The following is a 15264-nucleotide window of genomic DNA, read 5'->3' as shown; positions in this document are numbered from 1 at the left end:
TTAAAGTACTACTTTAAGATTAAATCCAATTGTTCTTGTATTTGGTAAAGAGTTAAATTCTAAACCTTGTGCGTTACTAACCCCTAAAGCATTTTGTTCTGGGTCAAAATGTGGATAATTAGGTGCGTGCAAGAATAAATTTCTTCCAAATACTCCAACCTCAAATTGTTTAATTCCGGTATTCGCTAATAAACTAGAGCCTAGTTTATATGAAAAGGACATCTCTCTAACTCTAAACCAAGAGGTGTCATATATAAATCCTTCAGCAGCAATATACTTCCCTTGATTACCATAATAAGATTGAGCATTTACCTGTATGGTGTTCGGCTGACCTGCATTTACGCCTGAGGCATAAACACCTTCATAAAGATATGGTGTGTTAGCAGTAACATTATCGGCTGCAAATCTAGGAAATTCAGCTGTCTCTACGGCCACACCATTTCTTTGTACGTCAGCTATATTTCTTGAATATTGATCTCCTCCTTCACGAATGTCTAACAAAACATATAAACTAAAGTTTTTGTACGTAAAAGTATTGGTAATACCCATTGTAAAATCAGGGTTTGGATTTCCAATTTTCTCTACGCTTGTAGTTTGCAATGGCAAACCAGTTGCAGGATTAATTAACATTTGCCCATTAGCGTTACGCTGATATTTAGAACCATAAATTTGACCATATTCATCACCTGCAACTAAGCGAATATTAGGAGTTGTAAAGCCACCTAAAAATATATTAGTTACACCTGGAGCCAATTCATCAACTGTAGATACATACTGAGTATAATTTGCTCCTAAATCCCATGAAAAATTTCGAGTTTTGATTGGTGTTCCAGATATTGCAATTTCAAGCCCTTTTGTAGAAAGCTTTCCTGCATTCTTCAAAACGTTTGTAACTCCTGATCCTGCTGATACTGGTACACTTAAAATTACATTACGAGTATTACGTTCGTAATAGGTAGCATCAATATTTAATCGATTATTAAAAAATGCCATTTCAGTTCCAAAAGCAATCTCTTTAGTAAACTCTGGTGTAAGATCTGCATTACCAGCTGTATTAGAAAGAGAAAAACCAGCATTCCCATTGAAAGGGAAAACAATTTGTGGACCAAAACCATCAGAAGCATTAGCTTGAGCGAAGTAAGTATTCGTTGCATAAGCAGGAGCACCTTTTCCTACTTCACCTGCACTTGCTCTAAACTTTATTAAATTGATTTTATCGCCAAACTTAATTGCAGGAAATGCCTCAGTCAAAACAAAACTTCCTGACACTGCCGAATAGAAAATAGAATTGTTCTCTGGAGCTAATGTAGAGGACCAGTCATTTCTAGCCTTAACATTTACGGACAAGAAATTTTTATACTCTAGAACAACATCTGCAAAAACTCCAAACAATTTTGTATTTACAATAGAGGAAGCAGGAGCATACGTCACAGCATTAGATAAATTGGCAAATCCAGGAATCACTAAATTTAGACCTGTAACTTGAGAAGCAAAGCTATAATTATTATTAAACTCATTTCCAAGTGATCCAGACAAAGTAAAATCATTGAACTTTTTAGAGGCATTCAATGTAAAATATTGGTTCAAATTGTGAACGTTTGTAGCGCTCTCTATTAAACCTCCAATATTAGTTGAACCTTGCACAAAACCAGCACCTCTGTTTCCAATCTCATCAAAACCAGCACTATTCAAATTATAGAAATCTGTACCGATTTTAAAGTCAGCACTCAACCATGAAGCAAAATCGTATTTAGCATTAAAATTAGCCAATATTCTATTTACTTTATCATTGTACAGATTGTTTTTAATAGTCCAATAAGGGTTGTCCTCACCACCTGCATACAACTGCTGACCTTGTGCATTTTCAAACGGCAAACCACTTAAATTATAGGATCTTGGAGTAAAATATCCTCTAAACAATGGGTTAGACAAGTTGTTTCCTTGTAAAGTTCTTTGTGAAGTTGTATTGGTGTAGGTAATATTAGCTCCTATGTTCAACTTTTCAGACATTTGAGTGTTTCCTGAAAAAGTTAGATTAGTTCGAGATAAATTGTTATTGTCAATAACATACGTTTCTTTTGTATTTCCAATAGCAAGTCTAAAACTAGACTTTTCAGAACCTCCAGCAAAACTTAAGTTATTTTGAGCGTTATAAGAAGTTTTAAAAAAATCTTTAACATTATTTTTATAAGCTTGCAATACTTCAGGTTGACCATATGAGTTTGTAATTGTTTGACCCATAATCTTAGGCCCCCATGAAGATGCGACCATAAGGCCTGCGGAATTTGATCTATTAGGCACTAAAGCAGAACCAATTTGAGCAGGTGTTAACGTACCGTTTAAACCTTGCGCATATTCATTTTGATAATCCGGTAAACGATTTACATTTCCTATGTTAAAACTTGAGTCAAAAGTAATTGATGATTTCTCTCCTTTTCTACCTTTTTTAGTAGTAATTACAATGACACCAGATGCACCTCTAGATCCATAAAGAACAGTTGAAGCAGCATCTTTTAAAACAACTACGCTTTCAATGTCTTCAGGATTAATATCGACAGCACGATTTGATGGCGATGCACCTCTTTGTAACGAAGCACCTCCACCACTGTTATCGATAGGCACCCCATCCACAACATACAACGGTTGGTTACTTCCGGTAAAAGTTGTAAGTCCTCTTATTATTATACTAGAACCCGTAAAAGCTCCTCCTGATCCGGTTACGCGTACACCAGCAACTTTACCTACAAGTTGATTGGTTACGTTAGTAGCTTTTGCGGCAGTAAGTTCTTTTGCTTGGATTTTTGGTGTAGAATAACCCAGAGATTTTTTATCTCTTTTTATTCCAAAGGATGTTACCACAACCTCATTTAGTGACTGTGAATCACTAACTAAAATTACACTAACTGTCGAAGAAGTTCCAACATTAGCTGTAATCTCTTTCATACCTATAAAAGAAAACACTAAAACATCACCCGCTTTGGCTTTGATAGAATATCTTCCGTCAAAACCAGTTTGAGTACTGTTTTTTGTACCTTTGACCACAATATTCGCCCCCGGAACTGGTCCAGCGGCATCCGAAACAACACCAGTAACGGTTTTCTCTTGTGCAAAAGAAAACTGCATAGATAACGCTAACAATAGCGTAAAAATCCATTTGAATTTTAATCTCATATTAAATTTGTTTGAATTAGTTATTCGACAAAAATCTTAAAAAAATCTTAAAAAACAATATTAATAACAAAAAACATATTTTATATTTATTAACATTTTCGCCAAAAGAAAAAACATTCCTAAATAATTTAATTATTAAATACAATTATATAGAAATAATTATGTGTAAAACTATATTTTTACCAAAATCACTTTTAATGCTAAACCTATTTTTTTTAATACCAAATTTAGAAACCGGAACTGACGAAGCCGGCCGAGGCTGTCTTGCCGGACCGGTTACTGCCGCTGCTGTAATATTGCCATTTGATTTTCAAAATGATATATTAAATGACAGCAAGCAGTTATCTGAAAAAGCAAGAGAAAAATTAAAACCTTTAATAGAACAACAAGCCGTTACGTTTGCAGTAACACATCTTGAACCTTTGATAATTGACGAAATAAACATTCTGAATGCCTCTATAAAAGCAATGCAGGAAAGTATTCTAAAACTGGATCCAAGACCTGAATCTATTATTGTAGATGGAAATAGTCCTTTAATTCCTAAAGGAGGAATTAAAAATCGAGGAGGAAAGATTTTTACAGATGCTGAAATCGAAATCCTAAATTCGATTCCGAGTGCCAGTATCATAAAAGGAGATGCAAAATTTATGAGTATTGCTGCCGCTTCTGTATTAGCAAAAACGCATAGAGATGAATACATGAACCGGATTCATGAGGAATTCCCAATGTACAATTGGAAACAAAACAAAGGTTATCCTACCAAAGAGCATAGAGAAGCGATACGGAAATATGGCGTGACGAAATACCACCGAATGACGTTTCGATTGTTACCGGAACAGTATTCTTTTGATTTTTGAATGAGGAATAACGATTTTTGATTTCAGATTGAAAGGAAATCGATTACATTAAAAATTGTTTTTTTTTTAAAATATTCAATAATAATGAAATTCATAAGTCTGACACAGATCTGAAATCAAAAATCGTTAATCTAAAATCTTCAATCAAACTTAGCTTCAAACAAATCTGCAAAATGTTTTAGGATTTTTTCTTTCACTTCCGCTTCGTTTACTTTTTCTACGCCAAGTTCGACGTTTAATGAAGTTACGGCTTTACCGCGAATCCCACACGGAATGATATTATCAAAATAACCCAAATCAGCATTTACATTTAAAGCAAATCCATGCATGGTTACCCAACGGGAAGCGCGAACGCCCATAGCACATATTTTTCTTGCAAATGGAGTTCCTACGCCCAACCAAACTCCAGTTTCGCCTTCGCTTCTACCGCAAACGATTCCATATTCTTGAAGGGTAAGAATGATGGCTTCTTCCAAAAAACGCAAGTATTTATGAATATCTGTAAAGAAATTTTCTAAGTCTATAATGGGATAACCCACAATTTGGCCCGGTCCGTGATACGTTATGTCACCACCTCGGTTGATTTTATAAAAAGTCGCTCCTTTAGCTTCCAATTGTTTTTCAGATAACAGTAAATTACTCAGATCACCACTTTTCCCTAAAGTATAAACATGCGGATGTTCCACAAAAAGAAAGTAATTTGGAGTCTCTAAATCGAGTTCTTCTCTGCGATTTCGAATTTTCAAATCAACAATACCCTTGAACAATTCTTCTTGGTATTCCCAAGTTTCCTTGTAATCTTTGGTTCCTAAATCTTGAAGTTGGATGGTTTTATTCATTTGTCATTGCGAGGAACGAAGCAATCCTATTTCGTCCCCTTATTTTTGAATCGCAAAGGTACAAAGTTTTCAAGAATGAATTATGAAGTTGTTCCTAATTACACGTTTGTCCAGTCGAGCGCAGTCGAGACTAATTAAAGGAGTCACGACTGCGCTCGACTGGACAAGAAGAACGATTCTTTAAATTTAACATCGTTACTCCAAAATTACTTCTAAATTCGTGCGTTCTGGATTTTGTAAACAATCAGATAACAGAAATTGCAATTCCAATGATTTTCTGTCTTCGCTAATTTTTGCTTTTGTATTTGACACTGTCTTTATTTTTCTGGGAAAATGATACTTTAAAACATAAAGCTGCGTGATTTTAGATTTAGAAATTTGAGTTTTGTATCCTTCAATTTTATCCTGCTGTTTTTTTAGCTCAACTGCATCTGTAATTTCCACTGTCCTTTTAAAAAGACTTCCGTCAAAAGTGTAGCTGACTGAATAATAATGCTCTTCGGCAACCAATGCATAATTATTTTCTATATCATCTGCATATTCTTCGGTTTTGTATAAATCCGCAACTTCCTCTATTGTATTAAAATTTTGACTGATTGTTGTTCGAAATTCTTTCTCGTAAGAACTTTTCTTGATGTGAACGTTAACGGTTGCATATTTTTGAAAAATAGCTTTTTCGAATGCTGGAAGTTTTGAAAATGTTTCCGAATATTTCGTTATAAAATCCTTGAAAACGTAAGTTGTATCCTCGAATTTTTCTTCTTTCGAATAATTTTCACCCGCTACTTGCATATAACTGTGTTCGTCTCGAAGTGATTCGGTTTCTATTTTCCCCGTTCCGTCCTGATTTAAATGGATGGTTTCGGTGATTTGACAACTTGTAGCGAGTAATCCTAAAAACAACAAAGCGTAAATTTTATTTTTCAATTTCTATAATTTTGAATCGTGATTTTCACCAAATGTAAATTAAGAACTACAATCCCTAGCCCAGAGTACAGTGAAAATCCTTTTTATTTTTACTTTAAAAATAAAAAGATTGTAGCGCAAAGCTGGAAATAGCTCCAAAAAACGGTTAGCACTTTGCTACTTTGCTACTTATACAGTATCTTTGCGCTCTTAAAATCAGAATAAAATGGCATTATCCGAACAAGAAACTCTACGTAGAGAAGCACTTACAGAATTACGCAATTTAGGCATCGAACCTTATCCTGCAGCCGAATTTATCACAACAGCATATTCCAGCGAAATCCTTGCTGATTTCGAGAAATACGAAGGAAAAGAGGTTGTCTTAGCAGGTCGTTTGATGGGTAAACGTATCATGGGAAAGGCCTCATTTGCGGAATTGAAAGATGCTGAAGGACGCATTCAAGTATATGTTTCTAGAGATGATATTTCGACTGATGAGGAGAAAACGATGTACAATGTAGTTTTCAAAAAACTATTGGACATTGGAGATTTTATTGGGGTTCGTGGAACAGTTTTTAAAACGCAAGTAGGTGAAATCTCGGTTCATGTTTATGGATTGACGGTTTTGGCGAAAGCCTTAAAACCACTTCCAGTAGTAAAAACGGATGCTGATGGAAAAACACACGATGCTTTTGCTGATCCAGAACAAAGATACCGTCGTCGTTACGTGGATTTGACCGTAAACGATCACGTGAAACAAACCTTTATCAAAAGAACTAAATTGTTTAATGCGATGCGTTCTTTCTTTAACGATAAAGGATATTTAGAGGTAGAAACGCCTGTCCTGCAACCGATTCCCGGTGGAGCTGCAGCGCGCCCTTTTATCACGCACCACAACTCGCTTGACATCCCGCTTTATATGCGTATTGCAAACGAATTGTACTTAAAAAGATTAATTGTTGGTGGTTTTGAAGGGGTTTATGAGTTTTCAAAAAACTTCCGTAATGAAGGGATGGACCGTACACACAACCCGGAATTTACCGCCATGGAAATATATGTAGCCTACAAAGACTACAACTGGATGATGAAATTTGCCGAAGACCTTTTGGAACATTGCGCAATTGCCGTAAATGGAAGTTCAGAAGTAATTTTTGGGGAACATACCATCAATTTTAAAGCGCCTTATGCTCGCGTTACAATGACGGACTCCATCAAACATTTTACAGGATTTGATATTTCAGGAAAAAGTGAAACAGAGTTATTTGACGCTGCCAGAGGAATGGGAATTGACGTGGATAAAACCATGGGGAAAGGAAAACTGATTGATGAAATCTTTGGCGCTAAATGCGAAGGAAATTATATTCAGCCTACTTACATCACGGATTATCCAAAAGAAATGTCTCCGCTTTGTAAACAACACCGTGACAACCCGGAATTGACAGAGCGTTTTGAGCTAATGATTTGCGGTAAAGAAGTTGCAAACGCCTATTCTGAATTGAATGACCCAATTGACCAAAGAGAACGTTTTGAAGACCAAATGAGATTGGCTGAAAAAGGAGATGATGAAGCTACCGGAACTATTGATGAGGATTTCTTGAGAGCTTTAGAATACGGAATGCCTCCAACATCTGGAATGGGAATTGGAATGGACCGATTGATTATGTATTTGACAAATAATGCTTCTATTCAAGAAGTATTGTTGTTCCCACAAATGCGACCAGAGAAAACTCAAGTTAAAATTGAACTGGAAGAGGATGAGAAATTAATTGTCTCGCTATTACAAGGAAATGAAAACCAAATGGATTTTGGTCTTTTAAAAATAAAATCGGAATTGAGCGGTAAAAAATGGGACAAAGCCATGAAAAATTTATCTTCTTTAGGATTGACTGAAGTTGTCGTTAATGGCGATAGCAAAGCGTGTCGACTGAAAGAATAATTTTATTCGATAAAATATATTTATAAAAAAAGGAGTTTCAATCGAAACTCCTTTTTCTATTTTACAAACTGTAATTCAAATTGATACTCCAACGATAATTAGCTTCTACATTGCCACCCGTAAGGTTTTGATTGATAGGTAACATGGCATTGGCTCCAAAAGAAAGTCTTTCCTTCCCTACTTCTAAACCAATTTTCCCGAAAAGAATATCTCCATTTGTGTTTTTCAATTTTTGATTGTGCTGATAATTGCTTTCATAGACTTCGCCCGCAAAACCAAGTTGTGGAACTATAGAAAAGCTATTTTTCTCGTATAAATAGAAAAAAGTTCCTGCATAATTCAACTGATTTCCAAAACGGTAGTTCTTTTGATTTTCGGTTTTTATCACATAATTTAGCATGAAATTCAAACCAAACTGCTTTCTTTTAACGACATATTCGGTAGCCAAAAGATAATCCCAACTTCCCGTTCCTACCTGAAAACTTGGATTTATACTTCCGGAATTAGCTTCGTTAAATTTTCCCGTTGGCGCTTTTATCCCACCTCCTAATTGCAACGTATGCACCAAAAAAGTACTGTCTTTGTGGGTTTGATACAAACGATACATCGCCAAAACCGTAATATCACCAATTCCATTTATACTTTTATTGCCTGTTGCCGTTTCTCTCTCATGAAAATGATACGGAATTAAAGCCGAAACCTGAACAGTCTCGCTAACTGGAATTCTGCCCCAAGCCTGAACGGTGTTGAAATTTTCCTTGTACCAAGGCGAATTGCTGTACAAACCATCCATGGATTTGTACTGTTGATTGAAATACCGTATCCCGACAAAATTAGAATTTAACATCGATGTAAATCCCATGCTTCCACCGCTGGCTGAGCAACCGCAAGCATCACAAAAATCCTCTTCTTCAAGAAACGAATGGTATTTTACAAATGGATTAACAGTGTTTAAACTGTCTTTTTCGGTGGCGTTTGCCAATTGAAAAAGCAGCAGAAATAGTAGTGCGTATTTTTTCATATTTGTTGTTTTTAGCCCTGATGGAAACGGAAAGCCCAGAGCGAAAAAGCTTGTTTTCCTTGTCCTGAAAAAGCGACCAAAGGAAGCCCTTTTCAGAACTTAGAAAAACGGCTTTTTTCGCGAGGACTTGTAGTGTACAGCAGGAAATAGCTTCGGAAATTAATATTCGGAAAAACGTTTATCCGTTAGATATTGCGTGTCCGTCAATGTTTTTAGAAAAGCGATTATTTTTATTTTTTCATTTGTTGTTAAAGGAATGCCGAGTGACCCGTTTTTATATAAAATTGGGTCTAAAGTAGCTGAATTCACTACTCCGGAATTGTAATGTTCCATGACAGCTTCCAGCGTAAATAGTCGTCCATCATGCATATAAGGCGTCGTTTTTTCTATGTTTCTAAGACTTGGTACTTTAAATTTGTACTTGTCCTGAGGTAGCTCAGTTACACGAAAACGACCGACATCATCGATAGCAGGATTCACTTGCAAACCGTTATTTCTAAAAGAATTATCAGTAAACAAATCCGTAGCGTGACAGCTGGCACATTTTTGATTAAAAATTGCATATCCATCCTGTTCATCCCTAGTTAAGGTTCCGCCAGATTCGTTGCGGCGGTACTTGTCAAAACGGGAATTCGAGGACGTGACCATAACCATAAATTGTCCCAAGGCTTTGAGCATGTTTTCGGAATTAATTTGTCCATCGGTGAAAGCATTTTTAAATAGCTTTTGGTACGCTGGATCGTCTTTCATCATAGTGATGGCTTTGGTAAAATCGCCATTCATTTCAATGGGACTCGTAAACGGAATAATAGGCTGCAAATCTAAATGTGTTGTTGCTCCATCATACATAAAAGTGGTTTGATAAGCCAAATTCTGAATTGGTGGCGTGTTTCGTGTTCCAATAGCGTCATCAACACCATGACTAAAAGTGTGTCCATGATGCGTAAAAGCGTCTTCCTGAATGTGACAAAATCCACAGGAAACAATTCCATCCGAAGCCAAACGCCCGTCATAAAAAAGCTTTTTTCCGAGTTCGAATCCTTTTTCTGTTGGTGGATTATTTGCTAAATCATACGCCAAAACCGGAAAATTAGACGGCACTTGAAAGTCTAATGGAAGATTCTGATATTCCTCGGCATTATCATTAGAGCAAGACCACAGCAACGGCAAAATGAGCAACAGTATATATTGTGCTTTCATTTTTTATATTTTTATAAAAAGCGGTCAGCCAAAAAACCAACCGCTATTGCATTAAAATTTAGTCGTTATGCACATGGTCTATTGTAAACATAGAGGAAACATTAGCAGTAACCAATGCTAATTTAGCCCCGCCCATAACAGTTGCGGCTTCTGAAAGACTGATTTTATTGGCACCATCAATAAGCTGAGACAAGTCGGCCATAATGTGAACCTGAGGTGTAATTGTAGTTCTTACCAAAGCAATTTTAGGAAAATCTAGCGTCACTTCGGTGTAATTATAATCTGTTCCAGTTTGTCCGGTGTGCACTTTAAATTGTTTTGCTGTTGACACAGTGGATGAAGTAAAAGTTCCTTCGAAAGCCACAAACTTATAGCCGGCACTCCATGACCACATCATTCCTGCGGTTTGGGCTTTCGCCAAAAAGTCCCCTTGACCGGTTGCTCCCGCTTCCCATTGCGTTTTATCAACTCCTATTCCGTATTTTACTTTAGTATAATTTCCTGCAGGAATATTGGAAAGATTCAATACTAATGTTGCAGGCGTTGCTTCATCCACGATAAAATAGCTTTGGCTTTTTGGATAGGTAAAGGTTGTCCCATCTTCTTTTGTCAAGACAATGTTACTCACAATATACATCGCTTTCGAAACAGCAACAACCTCAGCATTAGAATTTGTATAATTAGTATTCATGGCAAAATCAGCCGTTTTATAGGTATTGTCAAATTCTAATTTAAGGTTTCCTTCACCAGTAATCGCTTCATTATCATCATTTGAACAAGAAAACATTGTTATGGCAATAGCTAGTACAGCTAGTATATTTTTTAATTGAAATTTCATTTCTTTAGTTTTTTTATTTTAAATTTAGGTATTGATTTGCATGCCTTTTTTGGACGATTTTTTTCCAAAAAAAGCAAACAGAATCTCATCCGTTGCATAAAACAGACAAGAAAAGCACACTACGTGCATAAAAATTTAAGAAATGAAAGGGGGTGGATGAAATACTGAAGCACTATTCAAGTGAAAGTATAAATTAGAATAGTATGAGTTTATTTTTTCTTTGTTACCAAAACAAACGGGTGTAATTACGAAAGATTTGATTTCCTCAAAAATGAGTACGTCAAGTATTTGAGAAGTTCCTTTTTTATTGGAAGAAAGAGGCTTTTCAGCATCAGAAGCTTTAGCCAATTCTTTCATCAAATGACATTTTCCGTTACATTGCATTTTAGGTTTGTCCTTATTGATACAAAGTACTTTCGAAATATATTCATAATTCACGACATACTCTAAAACCGGTAGAATTGGCTTTACAAGCATGATTAATACAATTATGAATACGATTTTTTTCACGGTGCGAATTTACTAAATCATTAGGTCATAAAAAATGTTTTAAATAGAATAATCTTGTTTACCAAATTCAAAATAAAGTATTGTCATCCAAAATAATTTAAATAAATAACCTCAAAAAGTCGAAAAATTAAACTTTATAAAAACTAATAAATATCATGCTTTAGCAACAATAAAAGCTACTTTTTTGGTGTCTTATATACAAAAATAGCTACTACAAATATTCATTTACTATTAAATCCAAACGATAATTTTTTGTTAACGATTAAACTTTTTATGAAAATTATTGTCCTATATGCATAAAAATTAAAACAATACAAATGAAAAAATTATTTATCGCTGCATTATTAATTGTCGGAATGACAAGCTTTGCACAAGAAAAAAAAGCAAGACCAGAGCGCACCCAAATGGAGCAATTGACACCTGAGCAAAGAAATCAATTGCAGTTAAAAAAAATGACTCTGGAATTAGATTTGAATGCTTCACAACAAAAAGAAATGAGTACAATCATTGCAGAACAAAGTGCCAAAAGAGAAGCTAGAATGGCAGAAAGAAAAGCAACTAAAGATTCGGCTAAAAAACTAACTTCTGACGAACTTTTTACTAAAAAAAGCAAAATGTTAGACGAACAAATTGTTATGAAAGAAAGAATGAAAAAAATTCTTACATCAGAACAATATAAAAAATGGGATGACATGAAAGGAAAAAAACATCACGGAATAAAAAAAAGAATGATACATCATAAAGATAGAAAACCAGCAGAAATGGGTGATAAAAAATAATCCATTCACTTGAAATATTTCATCTTATTTCATAAAAAAAGCCCCAATTGGGGCTTTTTTTATTTAAAATGTTTTCGATACTTTATCTATAGCTCGAATGGTGAAATCTAAATCCTCATACGTTAATGCATCGGTTATAAACCATGTTTCATAAGCAGACGGCGCAATATAAATTCCTTCTTGCAATAATCCGTGAAAGAATTTCTTGAAGGTTTCATTATCGCCATTTGCAGCTGTTTGAAAGTCTACAACCGGAGCGGCATCAAAATGAACCGAAATCATAGATCCAATGCTGTTGATTGTAAATGCAACATCATTTGCTTTTAAAACTTTATCAATTCCTGCAGCCAAATATGCTGTTTTCTCTTCTAATCTTTTAAAAATAGCACGATCAGCATCTAATGCTTGTAACATCGCTAATCCTGCTGCCATTGCCAATGGATTTCCTGACAATGTTCCTGCTTGATAAACGGGACCTAACGGAGCCAGATAATTCATAATTTCTGCACGGGCGGCAAAAGCACCAACAGGCAATCCTCCACCGATTACTTTCCCGAAGCAAACAATATCAGCAGTTATATTAAATAATTCCTGAACACCGCCTCTTGCGAGTCTGAATCCAGTCATCACCTCATCAAAAATCAATAGAATTCCGTTATCGGTACACAATTGGCGCAAGCCTTCCAAAAAGCCTTTATTTGGTGGAATACAGCCCATGTTCCCCGCAACAGGCTCCACGATTATGGCTGCAATTTCATTTTTATTCGCTTCAATTAAAGTGGCTACATTATCTAAATCATTGTATTTTGCAAGTAAAGTATCCTTTGCCGTTCCTGCTGTTACTCCCGGACTGTTTGGTGAACCAAAAGTAATTGCTCCACTTCCCGCTTGGATTAAAAACGAATCCGAATGACCATGGTAACAACCTGCAAATTTTATTATTTTGTCTCTTTTAGTAAATCCACGAGCCAGCCTTACAGCGCTCATACATGCTTCAGTACCTGAGTTTACAAATCTGATTTTATCGATATTCGGAACCATAGCAACAGCCAAAGCTGCAATTTGAGTTTCCAATTCTGTTGGCATCCCAAAAGAGGTTCCTAATTTTGCTTTCTCAATCACGGCTTGTACTACCGGTTCGTAAGCGTGTCCTAAAATCATTGGACCCCAAGAATTGATATAGTCAATCAAACGGTTTCCATCTTCATCATACAAATAAGCACCTTTAGCACTTTTGACAAAAATTGGAGTTCCACCCACTGCTTTAAAAGCTCTCACTGGTGAATTTACACCTCCCGGAATTACTTTTTCTGCTTCAGCAAAAAGCTGACTGCTTCTTTTATACAACATTTATGAATTATGAGTTATAGTTATTTTTTAATTATTTTACTACCAATCTCTGTCCAATCGATAATATACTGTCAGAAAGATTATTTTTTTGTTTTAAATCATCGACTTTTAAATCGAATTTTTTTGAAATGGAATAAAGCGTATCCCCTTTTTGAACAACGTATGAAAATAAGTCTTGACTGATTGTCTTTCTGGATTCTATAGTTAATTCCTCAACCATCTCTTTTTCATTAGACACATAATTAACATCTAAAACCTGATTGTCATACTCGTGCAAATTGTAGCGCTCAATATAAGAAATCAACTTATCCGGATATTTAGGATCTGTGGCATACCCTGCCGCTCTTAAGCCTTTTGCCCAAGCTTTATAATCGCCTTTTGAGAATCCGAATAGTTTAGAATACCTGCTTCTTCCCGTTAAAAATAAAGCGTGATCTTTGAATGATTCTGAAGGATTATCGTATTTTCTAAAGCATTCCTGATCAGTATCATCGTCGTGCTTAACGCTTTCTCCTGTCCATCCTGCATGACATTTTATTCCAAAATGATTATTAGCACTTATTGCTAAATCTCCTCTTCCTGCACCTGATTCTAAAATCCCCTGAGCTAAAATAATACTTGCGGGAATCCCATAATTCTTCATGTTTCCCATCGCAATTTCTTTAAATTTAGAAATATAAGATACGACAACATCATTTGTGACTACTGTTTTTGATGTTGAAACGATTACTTCTGTTTCACGATTACTTTGTTCTTTTTTTACAGGTTTTGCAACAGTTGTTTTTGCTGTATTAGAGCTTGATGTAGCTGTTTTTTTAATCGTGCGAACGACTTCTGATTTTGGTTTTAAAGGAGCTTTCTTTGTTACAATAACAGGTTTTGCGGCATTACAACCTATCAAAGTAATTATGGTAAGAAGCAGTAGGATTTTTTTAAACATAGATATCTATTGTTGGTAATTGTTTGTTTCTTAATTTCACATTCATTCCTTGAATTCCCTGAATTCCACCCGTATGAATTAGTAAAATTTTTGATTTGGCAGGAAAATAGTTTTTTTGAATTAAATCTATAACGCCAAAAACCATCTTTCCCGTATAAATAGGATCCAAGGGAATTTGATTTTCCTTGTAAAACTGATTGATAAATTCGATTAAGGCTTCATTTACTTTTCCGTAACCTCCAAAATGATACTCGGTAATTAACTCCCAGTTTTCATTTTGGGCAAAATTACGAATTTCCTCTTTCAAAAAATCACCTTTCAAAGCGGGAAATCCTAAAACTTTTTGGTGTGGCAAAACACTGTTAATAATTCCTGAAATGGTTCCGCCAGTTCCTATTGAGCAACAAATATAATCAAATTCAGCGTCTCCCGGAGTTAGAATCTCTTGACAACCTTTGATGGCTAACGCATTTGTCCCGCCTTCAGGTATTAGATAAAAGTCCCCGAATTGCTGTTTTAAGTTCTCTAAAAAAGAAAGTTCGCTTTTCAATCGGTACTTCTCCCTTGAAATAAATTCCAGTTGCATTCCGCAATTTTGAGCGAATGACAATGTGGGATTCTCCGATATTTTACTCCCTAACTCATCCCCACGAATAATTCCGATGGTTTTAAATCCTTTTTCTTTTCCTGCAAAAGCCACTGCCGCTACATGATTCGAAAAAGCACCTCCAAAAGTAAGTAGCGTTTCATAATACTCCGTTTTTGCTTGCAGCAAATTGTATTTCAGCTTTCTGAATTTATTTCCGGAAATAAAAGGATGAATCAAATCTTCCCGTTTGATGGCTACTGAAATGGCGTTTGGAAACAGAGTTGTTAGATGTTGATTCAAGCTAAGTGATTTTGGCACAAAGGTAAAA

The 15264-nt window shown here is 35.5% G+C and carries 13 protein-coding genes; 3 read left to right on the top strand and 10 right to left on the bottom strand.

What is annotated here, in order from left to right; translation table 11 throughout:
- A complete protein-coding gene (locus E0I61_RS07455; RefSeq protein ID WP_132070427.1) occupies window positions 1–3171 on the bottom strand; it encodes a SusC/RagA family TonB-linked outer membrane protein in 3171 nt (1056 codons plus the stop codon).
- A 197-nt stretch (window positions 3172–3368) separates the two neighbouring features.
- Between E0I61_RS07455 and E0I61_RS07450 the strand changes: the two genes are divergently transcribed.
- On the top strand, window positions 3369–4028 hold the full coding sequence (locus E0I61_RS07450) for a ribonuclease HII (RefSeq protein ID WP_132070425.1): 660 nt from the start codon (window positions 3369–3371) through the stop codon (window positions 4026–4028).
- A gap of 140 nt (window positions 4029–4168) precedes the next feature.
- Here the strand turns inward: E0I61_RS07450 and lipB are convergent, their stop codons facing one another.
- Entirely contained in the window at window positions 4169–4867 is a 699-nt protein-coding gene (gene lipB / locus E0I61_RS07445) for a lipoyl(octanoyl) transferase LipB (protein WP_132070423.1), read from the bottom strand.
- 195 nt (window positions 4868–5062) lie between these two features.
- Window positions 5063–5794, bottom strand: a complete 732-nt coding sequence (locus E0I61_RS07440) for a hypothetical protein (protein WP_235832085.1) — start codon at window positions 5792–5794, stop codon at window positions 5063–5065.
- Between the two features lie 205 nt (window positions 5795–5999).
- On the opposite strand from E0I61_RS07440, the gene lysS reads away from it, so the two are divergent.
- Window positions 6000–7709 (top strand): lysine--tRNA ligase, encoded by a 1710-nt coding sequence (gene lysS / locus E0I61_RS07435; protein ID WP_131992096.1) that lies wholly within the window; start codon window positions 6000–6002, stop codon window positions 7707–7709.
- Window positions 7710–7770: 61 nt separating this feature from the next.
- Here lysS and E0I61_RS07430 read toward each other — a convergent pair whose 3' ends face one another.
- From E0I61_RS07430 to E0I61_RS07415, 4 genes are all read right to left on the bottom strand, one after another.
- Window positions 7771–8730 carry a transporter family protein gene (locus E0I61_RS07430; protein WP_131992093.1) on the bottom strand — a complete coding sequence of 320 codons (960 nt, stop codon included), beginning with the start codon at window positions 8728–8730 and terminating at the stop codon, window positions 7771–7773.
- Between the two features lie 159 nt (window positions 8731–8889).
- Window positions 8890–9930: a cytochrome-c peroxidase gene (locus tag E0I61_RS07425; RefSeq protein ID WP_132070421.1), complete on the bottom strand. Its 1041-nt coding sequence runs from the start codon at window positions 9928–9930 to the stop codon at window positions 8890–8892.
- Between the two features lie 58 nt (window positions 9931–9988).
- Entirely contained in the window at window positions 9989–10768 is a 780-nt protein-coding gene (locus E0I61_RS07420) for an MbnP family protein (RefSeq protein WP_131992087.1), read from the bottom strand.
- A 135-nt stretch (window positions 10769–10903) separates the two neighbouring features.
- Complete coding sequence (locus E0I61_RS07415; protein ID WP_235832084.1) at window positions 10904–11278, bottom strand: hypothetical protein; 375 nt, start codon at window positions 11276–11278, stop codon at window positions 10904–10906.
- 317 nt (window positions 11279–11595) lie between these two features.
- Here E0I61_RS07415 and E0I61_RS07410 point away from each other — a divergent pair, with 317 nt between their 5' ends.
- The gene (locus E0I61_RS07410) at window positions 11596–12057 is read left to right on the top strand and encodes a hypothetical protein (RefSeq protein ID WP_132070419.1); all 462 of its coding nucleotides are present in this window, start codon (window positions 11596–11598) and stop codon (window positions 12055–12057) included.
- A 63-nt stretch (window positions 12058–12120) separates the two neighbouring features.
- Here E0I61_RS07410 and hemL read toward each other — a convergent pair whose 3' ends face one another.
- The 3 genes from hemL to E0I61_RS07395 are packed head-to-tail and all read right to left on the bottom strand — an operon-like array spanning window position 12121 to window position 15236.
- The gene (hemL, locus tag E0I61_RS07405; RefSeq protein ID WP_131992081.1) at window positions 12121–13407 is read right to left on the bottom strand and encodes a glutamate-1-semialdehyde 2,1-aminomutase; all 1287 of its coding nucleotides are present in this window, start codon (window positions 13405–13407) and stop codon (window positions 12121–12123) included.
- Window positions 13408–13438: 31 nt separating this feature from the next.
- Window positions 13439–14347, bottom strand: a complete 909-nt coding sequence (locus E0I61_RS07400) for a glucosaminidase domain-containing protein (RefSeq protein ID WP_132070417.1) — start codon at window positions 14345–14347, stop codon at window positions 13439–13441.
- Entirely contained in the window at window positions 14340–15236 is an 897-nt protein-coding gene (locus E0I61_RS07395) for a 1-aminocyclopropane-1-carboxylate deaminase/D-cysteine desulfhydrase (protein WP_132070415.1), read from the bottom strand. The genes E0I61_RS07400 and E0I61_RS07395 overlap by 8 nt, the downstream gene beginning before the upstream one ends.
- Window positions 15237–15264 lie beyond the last annotated feature (28 nt).

It is taken from the genome of Flavobacterium ranwuense (genome assembly GCF_004349315.1).
Taxonomy (GTDB): Bacteria; Bacteroidota; Bacteroidia; order Flavobacteriales; family Flavobacteriaceae; genus Flavobacterium; species Flavobacterium ranwuense.
Note: the sequence above shows the minus strand (reverse complement) of the source record. Positions and strands in the feature narration are given on the sequence as shown.

What these genes read in the sequence shown, in the direction of transcription:
- E0I61_RS07420 (WP_131992087.1), bottom strand. Translation starts at nt 10,768, where the DNA reads ATGAAATTTCAATTAAAAAATATACTAGCTGTACTAGCTATTGCCATA.
- E0I61_RS07455 (WP_132070427.1), bottom strand. Translation starts at nt 3,171, where the DNA reads ATGAGATTAAAATTCAAATGGATTTTTACGCTATTGTTAGCGTTATCT.
- E0I61_RS07410 (WP_132070419.1), top strand. Translation starts at nt 11,596, where the DNA reads ATGAAAAAATTATTTATCGCTGCATTATTAATTGTCGGAATGACAAGC.
- E0I61_RS07450 (WP_132070425.1), top strand. Translation starts at nt 3,369, where the DNA reads ATGCTAAACCTATTTTTTTTAATACCAAATTTAGAAACCGGAACTGAC.
- E0I61_RS07400 (WP_132070417.1), bottom strand. Translation starts at nt 14,347, where the DNA reads ATGTTTAAAAAAATCCTACTGCTTCTTACCATAATTACTTTGATAGGT.
- E0I61_RS07430 (WP_131992093.1), bottom strand. Translation starts at nt 8,730, where the DNA reads ATGAAAAAATACGCACTACTATTTCTGCTGCTTTTTCAATTGGCAAAC.
- E0I61_RS07425 (WP_132070421.1), bottom strand. Translation starts at nt 9,930, where the DNA reads ATGAAAGCACAATATATACTGTTGCTCATTTTGCCGTTGCTGTGGTCT.
- lysS (WP_131992096.1), top strand. Translation starts at nt 6,000, where the DNA reads ATGGCATTATCCGAACAAGAAACTCTACGTAGAGAAGCACTTACAGAA.
- hemL (WP_131992081.1), bottom strand. Translation starts at nt 13,407, where the DNA reads ATGTTGTATAAAAGAAGCAGTCAGCTTTTTGCTGAAGCAGAAAAAGTA.
- lipB (WP_132070423.1), bottom strand. Translation starts at nt 4,867, where the DNA reads ATGAATAAAACCATCCAACTTCAAGATTTAGGAACCAAAGATTACAAG.